General features: G+C 73.3%; 15 protein-coding genes. 10 read left to right on the top strand and 5 right to left on the bottom strand.

What is annotated here, in order from left to right; all coding sequences use genetic code 11:
• Positions 1-50 precede the first annotated feature (50 nt).
• Positions 51-827 (top strand): alpha/beta fold hydrolase, encoded by a 777-nt coding sequence (locus ABGB17_RS22265; protein WP_347632528.1) that lies wholly within the window; start codon positions 51-53, stop codon positions 825-827.
• Positions 828-861: 34 nt separating this feature from the next.
• Here the strand turns inward: ABGB17_RS22265 and ABGB17_RS22260 are convergent, their stop codons facing one another.
• Positions 862-1,026 carry a hypothetical protein gene (locus ABGB17_RS22260; RefSeq protein ID WP_347632526.1) on the bottom strand — a complete coding sequence of 55 codons (165 nt, stop codon included), beginning with the start codon at positions 1,024-1,026 and terminating at the stop codon, positions 862-864.
• Positions 1,027-1,203: 177 nt separating this feature from the next.
• Here ABGB17_RS22260 and ABGB17_RS22255 point away from each other — a divergent pair, with 177 nt between their 5' ends.
• The 4 genes from ABGB17_RS22255 to ABGB17_RS22240 are packed head-to-tail and all read left to right on the top strand — an operon-like array spanning position 1,204 to position 8,831.
• Entirely contained in the window at positions 1,204-2,136 is a 933-nt protein-coding gene (locus tag ABGB17_RS22255) for an ABC transporter ATP-binding protein (RefSeq protein ID WP_347632524.1), read from the top strand.
• Positions 2,133-2,828, top strand: coding sequence for an ABC transporter ATP-binding protein (locus ABGB17_RS22250; RefSeq protein ID WP_347632522.1), 696 nt, complete (start codon positions 2,133-2,135; stop codon positions 2,826-2,828). Before ABGB17_RS22255 ends, ABGB17_RS22250 begins: the two co-directional genes overlap by 4 nt.
• 49 nt (positions 2,829-2,877) lie before the next feature.
• The gene (locus ABGB17_RS22245; protein WP_347632520.1) at positions 2,878-6,081 is read left to right on the top strand and encodes an FtsX-like permease family protein; all 3,204 of its coding nucleotides are present in this window, start codon (positions 2,878-2,880) and stop codon (positions 6,079-6,081) included.
• Entirely contained in the window at positions 6,078-8,831 is a 2,754-nt protein-coding gene (locus tag ABGB17_RS22240) for an ABC transporter permease (RefSeq protein WP_347632518.1), read from the top strand. The genes ABGB17_RS22245 and ABGB17_RS22240 overlap by 4 nt, the downstream gene beginning before the upstream one ends.
• 15 nt (positions 8,832-8,846) lie before the next feature.
• Here the strand turns inward: ABGB17_RS22240 and ABGB17_RS22235 are convergent, their stop codons facing one another.
• Positions 8,847-9,992: an acyl-CoA dehydrogenase family protein gene (locus ABGB17_RS22235; RefSeq protein ID WP_347632516.1), complete on the bottom strand. Its 1,146-nt coding sequence runs from the start codon at positions 9,990-9,992 to the stop codon at positions 8,847-8,849.
• A 215-nt stretch (positions 9,993-10,207) separates the two neighbouring features.
• Here ABGB17_RS22235 and ABGB17_RS22230 point away from each other — a divergent pair, with 215 nt between their 5' ends.
• From ABGB17_RS22230 to ABGB17_RS22210, 5 genes are all read left to right on the top strand, one after another.
• Positions 10,208-11,530 carry a hypothetical protein gene (locus ABGB17_RS22230; RefSeq protein ID WP_347632514.1) on the top strand — a complete coding sequence of 441 codons (1,323 nt, stop codon included), beginning with the start codon at positions 10,208-10,210 and terminating at the stop codon, positions 11,528-11,530.
• A gap of 45 nt (positions 11,531-11,575) precedes the next feature.
• Positions 11,576-12,424 carry a class F sortase gene (locus ABGB17_RS22225; protein ID WP_347632512.1) on the top strand — a complete coding sequence of 283 codons (849 nt, stop codon included), beginning with the start codon at positions 11,576-11,578 and terminating at the stop codon, positions 12,422-12,424.
• 675 nt (positions 12,425-13,099) lie between these two features.
• Positions 13,100-13,570 (top strand): hypothetical protein, encoded by a 471-nt coding sequence (locus tag ABGB17_RS22220; RefSeq protein ID WP_347632510.1) that lies wholly within the window; start codon positions 13,100-13,102, stop codon positions 13,568-13,570.
• Positions 13,571-13,589: 19 nt separating this feature from the next.
• Entirely contained in the window at positions 13,590-14,489 is a 900-nt protein-coding gene (locus ABGB17_RS22215) for a class F sortase (protein WP_347632600.1), read from the top strand.
• 109 nt (positions 14,490-14,598) lie between these two features.
• A complete protein-coding gene (locus tag ABGB17_RS22210) occupies positions 14,599-15,744 on the top strand; it encodes an acetyl-CoA C-acetyltransferase (RefSeq protein WP_347632508.1) in 1,146 nt (381 codons plus the stop codon).
• Positions 15,745-17,108: 1,364 nt separating this feature from the next.
• On the opposite strand, the gene ABGB17_RS22205 is transcribed toward ABGB17_RS22210, so the two are convergent.
• From ABGB17_RS22205 to ABGB17_RS22195, 3 genes are read right to left on the bottom strand one after another with little or no spacing between them, the layout of a single operon-like run.
• Positions 17,109-18,452, bottom strand: coding sequence for a HAMP domain-containing sensor histidine kinase (locus ABGB17_RS22205; RefSeq protein ID WP_347632506.1), 1,344 nt, complete (start codon positions 18,450-18,452; stop codon positions 17,109-17,111).
• Positions 18,449-19,159, bottom strand: a complete 711-nt coding sequence (locus tag ABGB17_RS22200; RefSeq protein ID WP_347632504.1) for a response regulator transcription factor — start codon at positions 19,157-19,159, stop codon at positions 18,449-18,451. Before ABGB17_RS22200 ends, ABGB17_RS22205 begins: the two co-directional genes overlap by 4 nt.
• Positions 19,160-19,176: 17 nt before the next feature.
• Positions 19,177-19,704, bottom strand: coding sequence for a hypothetical protein (locus ABGB17_RS22195; protein ID WP_347632502.1), 528 nt, complete (start codon positions 19,702-19,704; stop codon positions 19,177-19,179).
• Between the last annotated feature and the right edge of the window lie 127 nt (positions 19,705-19,831).

The following is a 19,831-nucleotide window of genomic DNA, read 5'->3' as shown; positions in this document are numbered from 1 at the left end:
GGTGATCGGGGTCGGTGACACTTGAGGGGGTGGGGTGTTTCACTGAGGGGATGGGGCTGGTTCACGAGAGGCGAGGGGCCGGCGAGCCGCTTGTGCTGTTGCACGGGATCGGGCATCGGTGGCAGGGGTGGGAGCCGGTTCTGGGGAGGGTGGCGGAGGAGCGCGATGTGATCGCGGTGGACTTTCCGGGGTTCGGGGGGTCGCCGGGGTTGGGGGAGGGGGTGAGCTACAACGCGCAGACGTTGGCGGATGCCGTCGAGGGGTTGTGCGCGGAGCTGGGGGTGGTGAGGCCTCATGTGGCGGGGAATTCGCTGGGGGGATATGTGGCGCTCACCCTGGCGGCGCGGGGCACGGTGAGGTCGGCTACGGCGCTGTCGCCCGCGGGGTTCTGGTCGGCGGGAGAGAGTGCTTATGCGCGCGGGGTGCTCAGGGGGCTGCGGTGGGTCAGCCGGGTCGTGCCGGACGGGGTGGTCCGGGTGGCGGCGGGGTCGTCACTCGGGCGGGGCGTCTTGATGGGGATGGTCGTGGCGCGGCCCGGGAACGTGACGGCTGCGGCGATGGCGGGGGACGTGCGGGCGTTGCGGGACGCGGTGGGGTTCGACGAGACGCTGGAGTCGTTCAAGGACGTGGTGCCGCCGGGGCGGGCGAAGGTGCCGGTGACCATCGCGTGGGGGGAGCACGATCGGATATTGCCGCGGCGGCAGGCGGTGCGGGCGGCCAAGTGGGCCGAGCGGCGGGTGGTGCTGCTCAAGGGCTGCGGGCATGTGCCGATGAGTGACGACCCCGCTCTGGTGGCCAGGGTTCTGCTGGACGGTAGCGCGGTCTGACGTCGTCAGGGTGCCGCTGGACGGTGAGCGCGGCTCAGCGGAAGGTCTGGGTGTACACGGCCAGGACCACGACCATGAAGGTGAGCATCACGCCGGTGTAGGCCATCGGGCCGAAGCGCAGCCTGCGGCGGACGCGGTTCAGTCCCCACGCGAACAGGAACGCCAGGAAAATCAGCAGGATAAGACCGCCGTTGTCCACCGCCGAACCTCCTGCCGGAATAGGGCTTACCGCAGACCAGTATGCGGCGCCGGCGCGTCCGGTGCGGGTGCCGCGCGGGCTTGATTCGAAACGGCAAGGAGGAAGCGGGCAAATCCATACATGTTCCCAACAGTGCGCGGTATAGAGTCTGGCGCGACACCGGACCGGAGGAGGGGGATGTCCATCTCGCCGCTGTCCCTTCCGCAGCCTCCACAGAAAGCGCCGGAGTTCGGGCGGGACGCGCTGGTCGTCTGCGAGAGCTTGGTGCGGATCTATCAGTCCGGATCCGTCGAGGTGCAGGCGTTGCAGGGGCTCGATCTGGTCGTCGACAGCGGTGAGATGGTCGCGATCGTGGGGGCCTCGGGGTCCGGCAAGTCGACCCTGTTGTCCATCCTCGCGGGGATCGACGCGCCGACGGCGGGGCGGGCGCGGGTCGACCGGTGGAACCTGCTGGCGATGTCCCGGGCCGATCGTGTGCACTACCGGCGGCACACCGTGGGGTTCGTCCGGCAGCAGACGGCCGGGAACCTGCTGCCCTATCTGACGGCGCGTCAGATGGTCGACCTGCCGATGACGGCGGCCCGCACGCCGGCGGCCGCTCGCCGCACCCGTTCGGGCGAGCTGCTGGAGACGCTCGGTGTCGCCGACTGCGCCGACCGGCGGCCTGGGCAGTTGTCCGGCGGGCAGCAGATGCGTGTGGCCATCGCGGTGGCGCTCGCCAACAAGCCCCGCGTGCTGCTGGCCGACGAGCCGACCGGTGAGCTGGACACCGCCACCTCCGCGGAGGTCTTCTCCGCGTTGCGGGACGTCAACCGGGAGCTCGGGGTCACCGTCGTCATCGTGACGCACGACCCCGAGGTCAGCGGGCAGGTCGAGCGGACCGTGGCGATCCGTGACGGGCGCACCAGCACCGAGGTGCTGCGGCGCACGGCCACCGGCGACGACGGCGGCACGCACGTGATCGCCGAGGAGTACGCCGTGATGGACCGGGCCGGCCGGGTCCAGGTGCCGCGCGACTACCGTGAGGCGCTGGCGCTGACCCGGCGGGTCCGGCTGGCGCTGGAGGCCGACCACGTCACGATCCGCCCCGACGTGGACGGAGGAGCATGAGCGCGGGGCCGCTGCTCACCGTCCGCGGCGTCCACCGGCGTTTCGGCACCGGGCCGACCGCCGTCCACGCCCTCAAGGACGTGACCTTCGACGTCGAGGCCGGCACCATGGTCGCCCTCGTCGGCCGGTCCGGCTCGGGCAAGACCACCCTGCTCAACGTCATCGGGGGCCTCGACCGCCCGGACGCCGGCACCGTCCACGTCGACGGCACCGACGTCACCGCCCTCGACGAGGACGGCCTGTCCCGGCTGCGCCGCGAGAAGGTCTCCTACGTGTTCCAGACGTTCGGCCTGATCCCGGTGTTGTCGGCCGCCGAGAACGTCGGCGCCCCGTTGCGGCTGGCCCGCGTCCAGCCGGAGGAACGCGAGCGCCGCGTCGAGTTGCTGCTGGAGCTGGTGGGCCTCGCCGACCACGCACAGCAACGGCCGGGCGAGTTGTCCGGCGGGCAGCAGCAGCGGGTGGCGATCGCCCGCGCCCTGGCCGCGTCACCCCGCCTGCTCATCGCCGACGAGCCGACCGGCCAGCTCGACGCCGAGACGGGCCTCGCCGTGATGGCGTTGCTGCGCGGGGTGGTGGAGTCCGAGGGCGTCACGGTGCTGGTGTCCACGCACGACCCGGTGATGATCGCCCTGGCGGACCGCATCATCCACATCAGCGACGGGCGCCTGGACGAGCAGAAGGACGACTCATGACGCTCGGCGGCGGCCGGCCGGGGCGTCGCCCGAGGGCCGGGAGCGGCTCGTGCTGAGGGTGCTCGGTCACCGGGCACGGGCGCAGTGGCCGCTGCTCGCGGCACTGCTCGCGGTGGTCATGGTCGGCCCGACCCTGCTCGGCACCTGCGCACTCCTCGTCACCAGGACCGCCGAGCGGGCCCTGGAGACCGCCGCGTCCCGCGCCGCCCCCGGCGATGTCGCCGTGACCGCCTACATCGTCACCGTCCGCGGCCCGGACGCGCGGTCCGTCGCCGACGACACCCGTGGCCTGCTGACCTCGGCGCTCGCCCCGTTCACCGCGACGACGTCCGGGAGCGCGTCGTCCCTGTTGCGGCCGCTTACCCCGCCGGGTGACGCGAGGGGCGGCACACCGGCGGTGGGCTACCTGTCGGGCATGGAGGGGCTGAAGACCCGCGCCCGGCTGACCGGCGGACGCTGGCCCGCGCCCGGCGCCGCTCCGATGGAAGCCGTGGTGCTGGAGTCCACCGCGCGGCAACTGGACCTGCGGCCCGGCAGCCGCGTCCACCTCGGCCCCGAGCTGACCAGAGACCCCGCCCCCGCCCTCGACGTGACCGTCGTCGGCGTCGTGCGCCCGCTGCCCGCCACCGGGTGGGACCGCGACCCTCTCTCCGCCGCCGGCTTCGACCTCGCCTACAACGACGGCCGCTCCGGGCGGCCGGTCCACGCCTACGGGCCCTTCATCGTCGACCTCACGGACCTGCTCGCCGGCGGCTCCAGCATCGACCGGATGGAGGTCAACGCCCATCCCGACCTGTCCGCCCCCCGCCGCCGCGACCTCGACACCGTCGCCGCGGCGGTGGCCGGCGCCGACCGCCGCCTGGAGCGCCTTCTCGGCGACCGGATACGCATCCAGCGCGTCGCCTCCGCGTTGCCCGCGACCCTCGGCGCCGCTCGCGAGCAGCAGCAGGTCACGACCGCCACCGTGCTCGCCGTCGCGCTCCTCGGCAGTGTGCTGACCGCGGCCGCCCTCGCCCTCGCCGGCCGGCTCACCGCCGCCGTGCGGGCCGGCGAGACCGCCCTGCTGTCCGCCCTCGGCGTCAGCCCCAGGCAGCTCGCCGCCGCCGCGACCGTCGAGGCCGCCCTCCTCGGCGTGCTCGCCGCCGCGCTCGCGATCCCCGCGTCGTCCGCCCTGCACGCGCTCCTGACCCACCTGCCGCCGATGGCCGGCGCCGGGCTCGCCGTCCAGCCGGCCGTGACCGGCGTCCAGGTGCTCACCGTCGCCGGCGGGGTGCTGGCGCTCGCGGTGATGCTCGTCGTACTCGCGGTGCGGCCCACCGCCGCGCCAGGTGAACGCCGGGGGCGGCGCGAACTGCTGGCCCGTTCCGGTGCCGACCTGCTGCTCGTGGCGTTCGCCGCCGTCGGGTGGTGGCAGCTCTACGCCCAGCCCGCCGGCTCGAGCTCCCGCACGGACGCCGTCCGCGTGCTCGCTCCCGCGCTGCTCCTCACCGCGGGCCCCGTGGTGGCGCTGCGCGTGGTGACGCCCGCGCTGCGCGGCGCCGACCGGCTGGCGCGCCGCGCCCGCGGCCTGGTGGTGCCGCTGGCCGCGCTCGAGGCGGCCCGCCGGCCGCAGGCGGTCGCCGCGGGCCTGCTGATCGGCCTGGCCTGCGCGGCCGGCACGTTCGGTATCGGCTTCGACGCCACATGGCAGCGCTCGCAGCACGACCAGGCCGCTCTGTCCGTCGGCACCGACCTCGCGCTGTCCCTCGCCGTCCCGCCGGTCGCCGGCCAGGGCGGGGACGTCGCCGCGGCCACCGGGGGAGTGGTGAGCCCCGCCGTCGACCGCGGCATCGCGGTCGGGCAGTGGCTCGGCGACGCCGGCGAGCCGTCACGGCTGGTCGCCGCGGACATGACCCGCGCCGGCGCCCTGTTGCGCGGCCGGCAGGAGGACGGGCGCACCTGGGCGGAGGTGGGCGCCGCCCTCGCGCCTGCGGCCCCCGTCGCCGGCGTCGCCGTCTCGCCCGGCGCCGCGCTCACCATGACCGGGACGGCGACAGGAGAGACCCCGCTGGCCGTGACCCCCCGGCTGGTGGTCCAGGACGCCACCGGCCTGCGGACGCCCTGCACCGGCACCCCTGTCCCCCTGGACGGCGAACCGCACCGGCTGCCGTCGTGCGCGACGGCCCCGGGGCTGCGGCTGGTCGCGGTGTCCCTCCCGGTGGGGCTCGGCGCGCTCCCGTCGGGAAACGGCGGCTTCCCCTCCGCCGGGCCGCTCGGCAGCGGTGAGAGCGACATCGCCGTCACCCTCGACGTCCCGGGGGCCACGACGGCGCCCGGGAAGCCCTGGACCGCGACCACCGTCCAACCCGTCCTCGACCAGCTCATCCGCCCGTCCGCCGCCGTCGCCGCCACATCCGCGGGCACCTCGCTCACGATGACGGCGACCGTCAAGCTCTCCGGCCCCCCGGACGCGGCGCGCACCCTCGTCGCCACCGCGTTCCCCGTGCCGGACGCGGTCCCCGTGGCCGTGTCCTCCCGCTTCGCCGACAAGCTCGGCGTCCGGCCGGGTTCCCAGCTCAGCCTCACCGTCGGCATCGCCCCCGTGCAGGTCAGCGTCGCCGCGACGCTGCCCGACGTCCCGTCCGCCCCCGGCGCCGCCGCCGTCCTCGCCGACCTGGACACCCTTTCCCGCGCGCTGGTCAGCAGCGGGCACCTCGACCCCCCGGTGGACGCCTGGTGGGCCGGCGGCCCCGCCGCGAACGCCGCCACGCGAGCCACCGCGCTCGGCCTCGGCGCCGTCACCACCCGCGAGGGCGAGGCGGCCCGCCTCTCCAGCGGTCCCCTGCGCGCGGGACTGCCCGCCGCGCTCCGGCTGCTCGTCCCCGCCGCGGTCCTGCTGCTGCTGACCGGCGTCATCCTGCACGTGACCTGCGACATGCAGGCCCGCGCACTCGAAGTGGCGCGACTGCGGGGCCTTGGGATGTACCGGCGTGAGATCCGCGCCGTGCTGCTCGGCCAGCACGTCGGCGTCCTGCTGCCCCTGGTCGCGGCGGGCGCCGCGGCCGGCGCGCTCGTCACCTGGGTGGTCGCGCCACTGCTCGTCCGCTCCGACATCGGCGCCGCGCCCATCCCCGCCGCCGTGCCGAGCTGGCCGTGGGCCGCCGAGGCCGGCCTGCTCGCCCTGCTGCTCGCCGGGTGCACGGTCGCGGTGACCGCCGTCGTCACCGTGCAGGCCCGCCGCGCCGACGTCACGCACCTGCGGGTGGCGTCGTGAGACTTCCGCGGCTCCCCGTCCTGCACTGGCCAAGCGTCCGCGGCCGGGCCCGCGCCGACGCCGGGCCTCTGCTGCTGGCCGCCGCCGTCGTCGCGGTCGTCACGCTCCTCGCGGGCGCCGTGCCGCCGCTGATGCGGGACACCGCCGACGCCGCCGTCCAGGACGCGGTCCGCCGCGCCGGCGACGACGCCCTCGTCACGGCGCGCGCCAACTGGGAACGCGACGACGGTCCCTCCGGTGGCCGCGTCCGTGTCCCTCATCTCGCCGAGGACATCGACGGGTTCCGCGGCAGGGCGGTGGACGGGCTCGACCCCGCGCTGCGCGCCGCGCTGCGCGCACCCGTCGCCACCGTCACCAGCCTCCCCTTCAAGATCACCGACGGCAGCGTGCTGCGCACCTTCCGGCTCACCTACCTCGCCGACGAACGCGGCGCCGGGCCCCAGGTGACCTGGATCGCGGGCGGCCCGCCGAAGGCGGCCGTCACCGGCACGGGCCGCGTCGAGCTCCCCTACGGGGCGCCACCCTGGCCGATGCAGGCCGGCCTGTCGGAGGCGGACGCGAGCGCTCTCGGCGTGCGCCCCGGCGACCGCATCCCGCTCATCGACGAGGAGAAGCGCGTCAGGGACGTCCGGGTCAGCGGCATCTTCCGGGCGAAGGACGCCGGCGATCCCGTCTGGCGGCTCGCCCCCTGGCTGCTGCGTCCCGTGCCCGGCGCGGACGGCGTCGGCACCACCCGGTTCGCCGGCCTGCTGTCCGCCGAATCCCTGCCCGACGCCCGTCTCGGCCTCGAACCGGAACAACTGGATCGCGCCGTCCTGTTCCACCCGGATCCGGGTGTGCTCAGCCTGGAGTCCGCCGAGGCGCTCACCAGGTCCGTGGCCGCGCTCAAGGCGAACTCCAGCTCCTCCGCCGTCTTCGACAGCTCCCTGAAGTGGGAGACGCAGCTCGACTCCGTGCTGGTGGACATCCGCACCAAGGTCGCCGCCGCGTTCGCGCAGGCGGCCGTCATGCTCACCGGTGTCATCGCCGCCGCGGTGCTGGTCCTGCTGCTCGCCGCCGACCTGCTGGTCCGCCGCCGCGCCGCCGCGCTGGCCGGGGCCCGGCAGCGGGGTGCGGCGCTGCCGGACCTCGCCGCGGAGCTGCTGCTGGAGTCCACCGTGGTGGCGTTGTCGGCCGCCGCGGCCGGGCTCGCGCTGGCCGGCCTGGTCGCGCCTGGCGGCTCCTTCGAGTGGGTGCTGCCCGTGGTGCTCGCCGCTGTCGTCGCCGGGCCGGCGTTCGGCACGCTCGCCGCCGCCCGGGCCACCCGTGACCGGCGCGTGCCCGCCAACCGGGCCGCGCGCCGCTCGGCCCACCGCACCGTCCAGTTGCGCCGCGCCGCCGCCGAGGCCGCGGCCCTGATCGCCGCGGCCGCCGCGTTCGTCGCGCTGTTCCAGCGGGGCATCGTGCCGGCCGGCTCTCCCGCCGACGTGCCAGGGCCGGACGGCGGCGCGTCGTTGCCCGCCAGCGCGCCCGCCCTCGGCGTCGTCGCCGGCACGCTCGTCCTGCTGCGGCTGCTGCCCGCGGGCACGGGTCTCGCGCTGAGACGGGCGCTGCGCTCGCGCCGCCCGCTGGCGGTGTTCGGCTCCGCGCGTGCGGTCGCGACGTCCGCGCGTGTGCTGCCGCTCCTGATGCTGGTGACGTCCGCCGCGCTGGCCTCGTACGCGTTCACCCTCGACGCCACCACCGGGCAGGGCATGGAGGACGGCGCGTGGCGCACCGTCGGCGCCGACGCCCGCCTCGACGTCGCACCCGTCGCCGTGGCCTCCACCCCCGCGCTCGCCCGGCGCGTCGCCGCCGCCCCGGGAGTCAGGCAGGCCCTCGCCGGGCACGTCAGCGACTTCTCACGCGTCGTCGCGGAGACGGTGTTCGTCAGCCCGCGCCTGGTGGTCGTGGACGCACCGGCGTTCCGGCGGCTGGAGGCCTCCACACCGCTGCCGGACACCCCTGGGCTCGCCCGGCTCGCGGCCACCGGCACCGGCGACGTCCCCGCGCTGGTGCGCTCGGCGGACGGGAGCATGCGGCCCGGCATGCGGCTGCGGCTGCTCCGCGCCGACGCGCCACCCATCCCGCTCATCGCCGTCGGCACGGCGCCGGCCGTCGGCGACGCCCCCGACGTCGTGCTCGTGGACGCCGCGGCCCTCGCCGCCGCCGGCGCGCCCGCCGCCCCGAACACGGTGTGGGTGACCGGCCCCGGAGCGGCGCGGGCGGTCGCGGGGAACGGCGTCGCCGCCGACGCCGTGGTGCGCGCGGACGTGCTGAGCGAGCGGCGCGCGGCGCCGCTGACCTCGGGGCTGCTGCGGCTGGCGTGGGCCTCGGCCGCGATGCTGCTCGTCCTGGGGCTGCTCGGCCTCGCGCTCGGCGCCGCCGCCAGCGCGCCGGAACGGTGGCAGACCCTGTCGCGGCTGCGCACCCTCGGCCTGCGGCCGCGCGACACCCGCTGGGTCGCCACGGGCGAGCTGCTGCCACCGGTGCTGGTCGCCGCCGTGGCGGGCCCTCTGTTCGGCGTGCTGCTCGCCCGTCTGACGCTCGACTCGCTCGCGCTGCGGTTGCTCACCGGGCAGGCCACCGACCCGGTGCCGGTGCCGCCGTGGTGGTGGCTCGGCCTGGTGGCGGTCGCGTTCCTGGCGGCGGTCGCCGTGGTGGTGCCCGTCGAGGCCGCGCTGCGGCGCCGCCGGCGGCTGAGCGAGGTGCTCCGCGTGGGCGGCGCGTAGGCCGGCCGGTAGCCGTCAGAAACCGAAGGACCGGCCGATGATCTCCTTCATGATCTCCGTGGTGCCGCCGTAGATGGTCTGCACGCGGCTGTCCATCCAGGCCTTGGCCACCGGGTACTCGGTCATGTAGCCGTAGCCGCCGTGCAACTGGAGGCAGCGGTCGACGACCTTGTTCTGGAGCTCGGTGGTCCACCACTTGGCCTTGGCGGCGTCCACCACGGTGAGCTCCTTGGCGTTGAGGGCCAGGACGCACTTGTCCAGGTAGTGGCGGGCGATCTCCACCTCGGTGGAGAGCTCGGCGAGGACGAAGCGGGTGTTCTGGAAGGAGCCGATGCTGCGGCCGAACGCCGTGCGGGTCCTGCAGTAGTCGATGGTCGCGTCCAGCACGGTCTCGGCGGCGGCCACGGCGGCCACCGCGATCGACAGCCGCTCCTGGGGCAGGTTGGCCATGAGCTGGAAGAAGCCCTGGCCCTCCTCCTCACCCAGGCGGTTGGCCACCGGCACGTGGACGTTCTCGAAGAACAGCTCCGCCGTGTCCTGCGCGTGCATGCCGATCTTCTCCAGGTTGCGGCCCCGGGTGAAGCCCTCCATGCCCCGCTCCACGACCAGCAGGGTGGTGCCGCGGGCACCCGCGGCGGGATCGGTCTTGGCGACCACGACCACCAGGTCGGAGTTGATGCCGTTGGTGATGAAGGTCTTCTGCCCGTTGACGACGTAGTGGTCGCCCTCACGCAGCGCCGTCGTCCGGATGCCCTGCAGGTCGCTGCCCGCGCCCGGCTCGGTCATGGCGATGGCCGTGATCAGCTCGCCGGAGGCGAAGCCGGGCAGCCAGCGCTGCTTCTGCTCGTCATCGGTGAGGTCCACCAGGTACGGGGCCATGATGTCGTTGTGCAGGCCGAACCCCAGCCCGGTGGCGCCGGCCCTGATGATCTCCTCGACGATCACCGTGTTGAACCGGAAGTCCGTGATGCCCGAGCCGCCGTACTCCTCCGGCACCGAGAAGCCGAACATGCCGAGCTCCCCGGCCTTCTTCCACACCTCGCGCGGCACGATGCCGTCCTTCTCCCACTGGGCGTGGTGCGGGACGACCTCACGGTCCATGAACTCGCGCACGGTGTCACGGAAGAGCAGGTGCTCCTCCTCGAAGAGGTCTCGCCGCATTCGTCTGTCCTCCTTGGGGGAATTCGTGGAACAGAATACGGTTCTGCTGGACGCCGGCCGCCGCGGGCCCGCGTGATGTGACGACTGCGCGGCGACGTCACAAATCCGCTACTTTCCTGGCCCTCAGCTTCCCTTGCCGGTCGCCATGGGCGGCAATCGTCATACGATCTCTCTCCGGTTCGAGATCGGTCAGCGGATGATCGGAGGGCCCTCCCGTGAGCGGTCGGGTCAGGTTCCGAGGGGTGCTCGCGGCGTCGGTACTCGCCGCCTGCGCGGCGGTGGTCCTGCTTCCTCCCGCGGCCGCCGACACCGGCCACTACATCTACGAGTACACCTGCGCGGATGGGGCGCTCCTCCCCGCCGGTGGCCCCAGGACGATCGCCGTGGACGTGACCGTCCCCACCTCGGTGCGGGTCGGCGAGCGCCTGGCCGTGGACTGGACCCTCAGCGAGTCCCCGCTCGCCGCCTCCGCCGCCTTCAAGGCGGGCGGCCGCCTCATCGCCACCGGCACCGCCGACGTGAAGGGCCTGTGGGAAGGCGAACTGGACGCCACGGGCGGCAAGGACCAGGCCGAGCTCGCCAAGGGCGGCCCTCTGGAACTCCCGGCCGCCATCTCCGGCTCGGTCACCACCACCGAAGCGGGCAAACTCACGATCACCCCCGCCGATCTGGTCCTGGACTTCATCCCACCCGCCGACAAGGTCAGGGTCAACGACAACGGCGACCCGGCGGAGGAGCACTCTGGCGCGGAGCCGCACAGGCACGGGCCTATCGCCTACCAGGGGTCTTGGTTCCACGCGCCCAACCGGTCCACGTACGGCGACTACCAGGACGACCTGCACGCCACCACCACGCCGAACGACTCGGCGACGGTGACGTTCGTCGGCACCGGCCTCTCCTACATCGGCGAGCGAGTCGAGACGGTGGGCGAGTTCGAGGTGTATGTGGGCGACGTGCGCATCGCCACGGGGAACGCTCACGACCCGGAGGCGAAGCAGGAGACACCGAAGGCGCAGCAGGTGCTCTGGTCCAAGACAGACTTCCCGTACGGCGAGCACAAGGTCACCTTCAAGAACGTCGCCACGACCGGCACTCACATGGCCGTGGACGCCTTCGACGTGATCACCGGTGAGCTGTCCACCCCGCCGGACTACTTCCGGACCACGTGCACCTACACCGGCACCCCCAAGTCCGTGACCGTCGAGGTGCTTCCGGCGCCGACCGCGAGCGACGATGACGACGACAACGACGGCCAGGTCACCGACGGGGACGACTCGGCGCGTGGGGTGATCGTCCTGTCCGGCGGCGGGCAGGGCCACGGCGCACCCACCGTCACCGCCACCGCGACCGTCACCCGTACGCCCAGTCCGCGCCGGACGCCGCAGGTCAGGGTCACGCCCAAGGGTGGTGCCCAGACCGGGGAGGCGCCGCGGGACGACACGGCGGCGCCGCTGCTCATCGGGTACGGGACGGCGATGGCCGTCGCGGGGATCGCGGGTGGCGTGCTGAGGCGCCACCGGCGTCGTGCCGCCGGGTGACGGCGGGCGAGAGCGGATGACGGCAGGTGACAGCGGTAGTGGCGGATGACGGCGACGCCGGATGACGGCGGCGGGCGGCCGCGGGGACGGGCCCGGGCCGCGTTGCCGTCCGTCCTGCTGACGCTCGGGTCACTGGTGGGGGTCGGCCTGGTGATGGCCGGGCTGCTGATGTACCTCGCGCCCACCCCCCACACCGCCACCCCCCACGCCGCGACCCCGGGGCCCCCGGCGGCGCTCAGCGGGCCGGGAGGGCCGGAGCCGGACGCGTCCGGGGTGGGTGGCGCGCAGGCGGCCGGCGAGGACATCGGGGCGGCGAGGACGGCGACCGCCGGTGCCACCCGGGATGCCGGAACCGGCGGGGGCGGGGCCGCCGGGGGTACGGCCCCCGAGGGAGCCGTGACGGACGGGCCGTCCGTGCCCGACGCACCCTCGTTGCGCAGGTCGGAGCCGACCCGGGTCAAGATCCCGCGGATCGGGGTGGACGCCCCGCTGACCTCCGTCGGCGTGCTCAAGTCCGGGGAGATCCAGGTGCCGCCGCTGGACCGGCCGGGCCTCGCGGGCTGGTACCGCCTCGGCCCCACCCCCGGTGAGCACGGTCCGGCGGTGATCCTGGGCCATGTGAACACCCGGCGCGGCCCGGCGGTGTTCAGCAGGCTGCGTGAGCTGACCCGGGGTGACCAGGTCGCCGTCACCCGGGCGGATGGCTCGACGGCGGTGTTCACCGTGGACGGCACCGAGCAGGCCAGCAAGTCCCGCTTCCCCACCAAGAAGGTGTACGGCCATGTGGACAACGCGGCCCTGCGGCTGATCACCTGCGGTGGGATCTTCAACCCCCGCAGTCACAGCTACACCGACAACATCATCGTTTACGCCACGCTGTCGTCCGGGACCTGAGGGGTGGCGGGCGTGTACGGAGGGTGATATCTCGCCGTACTCCGTCGATCCGACGAATTAATGTTGCAATCAGTAAACCTCGCTGAGCTGCGGTAATGCGAGAAAAATTGGATTCCGACCCCCAAATCACAGCGAGACGGGATCTCAGCTCCGTAGGATCTGTACCGAACTGTGACATGGGTCTGCGATCCTGTTGCGCCTGGCAAACCGGTCATCGCCGCTGAAATGGAGAGATACGTGCTGAAGTCCAAGGCACGGCGTCGCATCGCCACCAGAGCAGCCGTGGCCGGAGCCTTGAGCGCGGGCGTGCTGTTGGGAGGAGTCCCCGCGCTCGCCTCGCTCGCCGCTCCAGCGGACATCACATATAACTGCGCCCCGCCGGGAACAGGGGCGCAGCCGAGTCCGTACAAGCTCAACGTGGAGTTGGCGACACCGCTTGTCACGCCGACCCGTAGCGCGACCGCGACCATTACCTGGTACTTGGAGCAGCCGGAGGCAAACTTCCTCCCTGCTCCGAGTCTGCTGCCGTCGAGCGCTTCCAACAAGATCGTGGCAGAGGGTGACGTCGTTGCATCTGGCGTGCCGGTCTTGCCTGCGCCCGCGACCAAGACGGCCTCAGGCACGGCCACTCCGTTGACCGACGTTTCCGCGGGTAGCCCGGTGCCCTTGCCGACCATGGTGCTCACAATCGTGCCCACGGCCACCGGCACCGTAGGGCTGCGGCCGGACAAGTTCGCCGTGAAGGTCGTGCCGACCGCCGCCGCAGGCGGTGTGGCCGCCACGGCCACCTGGTACACCTGCTTGGTCGCCACGCCCGCCGAGGCGACCTCCGCCGCGATCACCTTCGCGGTGGGCACCGGCAGCCCCACCTCCACCAGCACGAACACCAACACGGCGACGACAACCCCGTCCCCGACACCGACCTCGACCACCCCCACCCCGCGGCAGACCCGGACCGTCTTCGAGACCGTCACGTCGAGCCCGAGCAACCAGGTCACCCGGACTCCGGGTGGCGGTGCGGCGACCGGTGGTGGCGGTGACATCGGGCCGGACGCGCGGGTCTTCCTGGCGGTGGGGTCGATCCTGGTGCTGGGGGCCGGTGTGGGTGGTCTGATGATGCGCCGCCGTCGCCCGCAGCAGGGCTGAACGGGGGGCCGGCGTGACGATGCCGCCCGAGTACCCCGAGGGGTACGGGCAGCCCGGCGAGCATCCCGCGCAGGGACAGCCGGGATACCCGCAGGGCTACAACCAGCCTGTGCACGGGCAGCCGTACATGCCGCAGGTCTACTACGGCTACGGGCAGTGGCAGGAGCCCGAGCCGCGGGCCGACCGCGGGTCGATGTTGCGCGGCATCCTGATCCTGGCCGCCGTGGCGGGTGTCGTCACGGTGGTGATCGGGGTGCTGCTCATGGCCAACTCGCCGGCCGAGTACGGCCTCGCCGGGTCGGGGCGCACGCCGCTCAAGCTGCAGGCCCAGCCGCCGGACGGGTTCGCCCCGTCCGTGGGGCCCGGCGGCCCGGGGCAGCCGCTGACGCAGGCCGCGCCCACGGCCGCGCCGCCCGCGCCGCCGCTGCCCGCGGCGCCCCCCATGCAGCCGTCCACGCCGAAGCGCCTGATCATCAAGAAGCTGGGCGTCAACGCGCCGATCAAGTCGGTCGGGCTGGACAAGCAGGGCGCCATCCAGACGCCGCCCATCAACAACCCCAACCTGGTCGGCTGGTACCGGTTCGGCCCCACCGCGGGCCAGCCGGGCCCCGCGGTGATGCTCGGCCACAAGGACACCACCACCCGCACCGCCGTGTTCAACCGGCTGCACGAGCTGCAGTACGGCGACACCATCGAGGTCACCCGCATGGACGGCACGGTGGCGATCTTCACGGTGGGCGGCATCGAGCAGGCCGACAAGAAGACGTTCCCCACGAACCGGGTGTACGGCAACGCCGACGACGCCGAGCTGCGGCTGATCACGTGCGGCGGCACGTACAACCGGACGACCGGCCACTATCAGGACAACGTCATCGTGTACGCCCGGATGACCGGCACCCGTGAGGCGTCGCGCCGCTGATCGGGGACACCGCGTCCGCCACGGACGATTATTCTGTTATACGCTCGACGGATACCGAACATCGCTCGGTTTCAAGGTGGGCGGGTCCCAGGAGTTCACTGGAGGCACTGTGGCAGAGGCGTACATCGTCGGGGCGGTCCGTACCCCGGTCGGCAAGAAGAAGGGTGGCCTGTCCACCGTCCACCCCACGGATCTCGCGGCGCACACGCTCAAGGCGCTGATCGACCGCACGGGCGTGGACCCGGCCGCTGTCGAGGACGTGATCCTGGGCTGCGTCATGCAGTTCGGCCCGCAGAGCATGGACATCGCGCGCAACGCCTGGCTGTCGGCAGGCCTGCCCGAGTCGGTGCCCGGCGTGACGATCGACCGGCAGTGCGGGTCGTCCCAGCAGTCCATCCACTTCGCCGCGCAGGGCGTGATGTCCGGCACGCAGGACCTGGTGGTCGCCGGCGGGGTCGAGTCGATGAGCATCGTGCCGATGGGGTCGAGCATCACCACGGCCCTGGAGAAGGGCATGCCGTTCCCCTTCGGCGAGAAGTGGGTGGAACGGTACGGCAAGCAGGAGATCTCGCAGTTCCGCGGGGCGGAGCTGATGTGCGACAAGTGGGGCTACAGCCGGGAGGACCTCGAACGGTACGCCTACGAGAGCCACCAGCGGGCGGCGAAGGCCATCGCCAACGGGTACTTCCGTGAGCAGATCGCCCCGATCAACGGGGTCGAGGACGACGAGGGGCCGCGGGCCGACACCACGCTGGAGAAGATGGCCGGCCTGAAGACGCTGCGCGACGGCGGACGCATCACCGCTGCCACGTCCTCCCAGATCTCGGACGGCTCCGGCGCCGTGCTGATCGCCTCCGAGCAGGCGGTGCGGGACCACGGCCTGACGCCGCGGGCGCGGATCGTCACGCTGGCGCTGACCGGGGACGACCCGGTGTACATGCTGACTGCTCCCATTCCCGCCACCCGGAAGGCGCTGGAACGGTCGGGTCTGTCCATCGACGACATCGGCGTCATCGAGATCAATGAGGCCTTCGCGCCGGTGCCGCTGGCGTGGATGGAGGAGATCGGCGCCGACCCGGCGCGGACCAACCCCAACGGGGGGGCGATCGCGCTCGGGCACCCGCTGGGGGGGACCGGGGCGATCCTGATGACCAAGCTGCTGCACGAGGTGGAGCGGACGGGGGCCCGGTACGGGTTGCAAACGATGTGCGAGGGTGGCGGGCAGGCGAACGTCACCATCATCGAGCGGCTTTGATCGTTCACACCATCGAGCCGCTCTGATTCTCATGCTGTCGAGCGGCTCGAATCCTTCACGCCGAGTCGATCCGTTGTGATTCTTGGCGCGAACCGGCTCGCGGAGAATTCCACGGACGGTCCTCGCGGAAGTGAAGGTTCTTGCTGAAGTGACGGCGGTGCCCCGTCCCGGATGAGGGGGCGGGACACCGCCGTCGCCGGTTTCGCCCTAGCGTCCCTTCGGCTGCCGCCGTGGGGGCGGTGTGCGCCGTACGGGCATCGGCGGCGGGGTGATCCGGCGCGGCGCCGATGGCTGCTTCCGCTCGGGGCGCGGCAGCGACGGTGCGGTGTGCTCCGGTAGCGGGAGCGGCACCGCGCGCCCCGGCTGGGGAAGCGGCGGCTTGGGTTCCGGCAGGGGGGACGGTTTGGGGGCCTTGCGGCCCTTCTTCGCAGCGCGGGTACGCATATATGAATCTCCTTACGGATCACGACGCGGCAGGAAACATGCCGGTCGGGAGCCTCAGCCACCGCGTCTGGTTCGGACGGGTCAGAAAGCCGAAGCGAGCCTTGGATCGGCCTGGCCGGCCGATCAGCGCTCTCAGTAAGGGAAAATCCGCATGTCCACGACGCTACGGTCCCCCTTCCGCAGCGGCAACCGATTTTCCGGCGCCTCACCGCACGGCGGCGCCGAATTCGCCGTAGGTGGTTCGCACCGCGTCGGCGCCGGTGGGGGGCCGTAGGAGACGGGGGCGGATGACCCGCCGTACGGTGGCGCCGGGTTCGCCGTAGGTGGTTCGCGCCGTGTCGGCGCCGGTGGGGAGGGGTTTGTGGGGGATGGGGGTGGGTGGCTCGCCGTATGGTGGCGCCGGGTTCGCCGTAGGTGGTTCGCACCGTGTCGGCGCCGGAGAGCTTGATGCTCAGGATGGCGCCCCGTCACGTCCCCGGCCCGTCACGTCCCCGGCCCGTCACGTCCCCGGCCCGTCACGTCCCCGGCCCGTCACGTCCCCGCGCCGGCTCACCCCGCGCCGGCTCACCCCGCGGGCAGAAGCGAGGCGGGACGGGGCGGGGCAGAGGGGGGACGGGGTGGCTGAGGCGGCGCGCCGCTTCGCTCATCCCCGTCCTGGCCCGCCTCGCTCACCTCCGTCCCACCTGGTCCCGTCCCACCTGGTCCCGTCCCACCTGGTCCCGTCCCACCTGGTCCCGTCCCACCTGGTCCCGTCCCACCTGGTCCCGTCCCACCTGGTCCCGTCCCACCTGGTCCGGTCCCGACCTTGTCCGCCGACCCTGTCCCGTCCCCTGGCCGTACTGCCCTGTCTGCTGGCCCCTGTTTCGTGCCGCCCTGTTTCGTGCCGCGGTCCCCGTCGCCTCGTGTGCCTCTGGTGGGGGTCAGAGGTGGGTGGGGAGGGTTACTTGGATTGTGGTGCCCTGGGTTGGGAGGGAGCGGAGGGTGGCTTGGCCGCCGTGGGCTATGGCTATGGCTTGGACTATGGAGAGGCCTAGGCCGGTGCCGTCGCTTTCGGCGTGGTGGTGGAAGCGGTCGAACGCCAGGGCGGCTATTTCGGGGGGCATGCCTGGGCCGGTGTCGGTGACTTCCAGGGTGGCGGGGGGAGTCACGCGGACGGTGGTGGTGGTGCCGGGTGGGGTGTGGGCGCGGACGTTGGCCAGGAGGTTGACGAGGACCTGGCGGATGCGGGCCTCGTCCACGACGGCGATGAGTTCGGCGGGGGCGTCGAGGGTCACGGGGTGGGCGGGGTTGAGGGCGGTGAAGTCGTCGACGACCTCGGCGGCCAGGGTGGTGAGGTCGACGGGGGCCATGGCGAGGGGGGCGCCCTTGTCGAGGCGGGCCAGTTCCAGGAGTTCGGAGACCAGGCGGGTCATGCGGGCGGCTTCGTCCTCGATGCGCCGCATGACCTGCGGGGTCTCCTCGGGCGGGATGGCACCCTGGCGGTACAGCTCGGCGTACCCGTGGATCGTGGTGAGAGGGTTGCGCAGCTCGTGGGAGGCGTCGGCGGCGAAGCGGCGCACCCGTTCCTCCGAGGCCCAGCGCGCGGCGAAGGCGTACTGGATGCGGGTCAGCATGACGTTGATGGCCGCCCCGAGCCGCCCCGCCTCGGAGCGGCCCTCGGGCATGCGTTCGGACAGGTCGCCCCCTTCGGCCACCCGCTGCGCCGTGCTCGCCATCCGGTGCAGCGGCGCGAGGCCCTTGGCGATGAGGAACCGGCCGAGCAGGAGCAGCAGCACGATCAGCACGACCCCGGTGACCAGTTCGGCGAGGATGAGCCGCTTCACCGCGTCCCGCACCTCGTCCAGCGGCACCGCCACCACGACGATGCGGTCCCCGACGTCCATGCGCGCCGCTGCCGCGCGCAGCCGCCCGCTGAGGGCGAACGGCCGCCCGCTGTCCGCGAGCGGCTCCAGGACGCGTCCGCCGAGCCGTTCCAGCATCTCGGGCATGTGCCCGGCTTCGGTGTCGTCTCCGGCCAGCAGGCGCCCCCGGCCGGTGGTGAGGTTGAGCAGGGCCACCGCGTACGACGGGCTGGCGTTCACCAGCGCGATGCCGGACGCCCGTACCAGCCGCGTCGCGGACCCGTGCGCCGCCGCGGTCAGCGACGCGTCGGTGCGGTCCAGCATGTGTCCCCGCAGCACCAGCACGCTCACCACGGACAACACCGCCAGCCCGGCCGCGGTCACGGACAGCAGGCCCGTGAGCAACCGCCCGCTGAGGGTCATGACGAGGGACGCAGGGCGTAGCCGACGCCGCGCTGGGTGTGGATCAGCGGTGGCCCGAGCGGGTCGAGTTTGCGGCGAAGGTACGAGATGTACGTCTCGACGACCTGGGACTGCGTGCCGAACCCCCAGACGTGCTCCAGGAGCTGCGCCTTGGTGAGCACCTGCCCGGGGTGGCGCATCAGGAAGGCCAGGAGGCGGAACTCGGTGGGCGAGAGGTCCACCGGCGTGCCGTCGCGGCGGACCTCCCAGCGGGCCTCGTCCAGCTCCAGCCCGCCCACCGACAACACGGCCCGCTCGGCGGGCGCCTCGGCCCCGGAGCCGCCCCGCACGCCGCGCCGCAGCACCGCGCGGGCACGGGCGACCAGTGCCTCCACCGAGAAGGGTTTGGTGACGTAGTCGTCACCGCCGAGCGTGAGGCCGTGCACGGTGTCGGCGACGGTGTCGCGCGCGGTGAGGAAGATGACCGGCACGTCGTCGCCCCGGGCCCGCAGGCGCCGGCACAGCTCGAACCCGTCCAGGTCGGGCAGCATGACGTCCAGCACCAGCAGGTCGGGCGACGACGAGCCGGCCAGTTCCAGCGCCTCGTACCCCCGGGCCGCGCTGATCACCTCGAACCCGTGGAAGCGCAGCGCCATGCCCACGAGGTCGCGGATGTTGCGCTCGTCGTCCACGACGAGGACCCGGGGTCGGTTCGTCTGCTCGCTCATGGGTCCGCCGCTCACTCCTAGCGCTTGGGCACCACCACTCCGAGCGCGGTCCGGGTGTCACCGGACGGGCGGCCGAGGACGAAGACGTCGTCGCCCGCCTTCAGCGCCGACGGAGTGGACTTGTCGCCATTCTTACGGACTTTACTGTCGCCGGTGACCGTCCAGGTCCAGCTCACGCCGTCAGCGCTCCTCACGGTGAGGGCGGTGCCGGACGCCGACGTCACCGCGCCGCGCTGCCAGGCGAAGGTGTCGAAGCCGCCGCCGCGCGCCCGCACGGTCGTCTCGCCGTGCACCCCGATGAGCGCCCTGCGCGCCCCGAGGCGCAGCCGGGGCCGGTCGGCCGGGTCGCGGTCCCCGGCGGTGAGGAAGGCGGGGGAGGAACCCGCCAGGGAGGCCGCCTCGGCGGCGACCGGATCGGCGGCCGTGAGCTCGTACGGCACCCCGGCGCCGCCGTCCCGGTTCGCCAGCGCGGCGCCGCCGAGCAGGCCCACGGTGAGAGTGCCGGCGAAAGCACCGGCCGTCAGTGCCTTGGACAGATTTCTCATGTGGCCCATGCCACCGCCACCGGCTGGGAGAAGGCCGGGGAAAGCCTGGGACAACCCGGGGAACAGCGAGCCGGGCGATGAATCTTTCAACGGATTTCGCGTCCGGAGGCGGTGGATCCGGCGCGGA

This window comes from Sphaerisporangium sp. B11E5 (genome assembly GCF_039871875.1).
In the GTDB taxonomy this organism is placed as follows: domain Bacteria; phylum Actinomycetota; class Actinomycetes; order Streptosporangiales; family Streptosporangiaceae; genus Sphaerisporangium.
This window is presented reverse-complemented; position numbering and strand designations above follow the sequence as displayed.

What these genes read in the sequence shown, in the direction of transcription:
- ABGB17_RS22265 (WP_347632528.1), top strand. Translation starts at nt 51, where the DNA reads ATGGGGCTGGTTCACGAGAGGCGAGGGGCCGGCGAGCCGCTTGTGCTG.
- ABGB17_RS22255 (WP_347632524.1), top strand. Translation starts at nt 1,204, where the DNA reads ATGTCCATCTCGCCGCTGTCCCTTCCGCAGCCTCCACAGAAAGCGCCG.
- ABGB17_RS22250 (WP_347632522.1), top strand. Translation starts at nt 2,133, where the DNA reads ATGAGCGCGGGGCCGCTGCTCACCGTCCGCGGCGTCCACCGGCGTTTC.
- ABGB17_RS22235 (WP_347632516.1), bottom strand. Translation starts at nt 9,992, where the DNA reads ATGCGGCGAGACCTCTTCGAGGAGGAGCACCTGCTCTTCCGTGACACC.
- ABGB17_RS22225 (WP_347632512.1), top strand. Translation starts at nt 11,576, where the DNA reads ATGACGGCGACGCCGGATGACGGCGGCGGGCGGCCGCGGGGACGGGCC.
- ABGB17_RS22220 (WP_347632510.1), top strand. Translation starts at nt 13,100, where the DNA reads ATGGTGCTCACAATCGTGCCCACGGCCACCGGCACCGTAGGGCTGCGG.
- ABGB17_RS22215 (WP_347632600.1), top strand. Translation starts at nt 13,590, where the DNA reads ATGCCGCCCGAGTACCCCGAGGGGTACGGGCAGCCCGGCGAGCATCCC.
- ABGB17_RS22205 (WP_347632506.1), bottom strand. Translation starts at nt 18,452, where the DNA reads ATGACCCTCAGCGGGCGGTTGCTCACGGGCCTGCTGTCCGTGACCGCG.
- ABGB17_RS22200 (WP_347632504.1), bottom strand. Translation starts at nt 19,159, where the DNA reads ATGAGCGAGCAGACGAACCGACCCCGGGTCCTCGTCGTGGACGACGAG.
- ABGB17_RS22195 (WP_347632502.1), bottom strand. Translation starts at nt 19,704, where the DNA reads ATGAGAAATCTGTCCAAGGCACTGACGGCCGGTGCTTTCGCCGGCACT.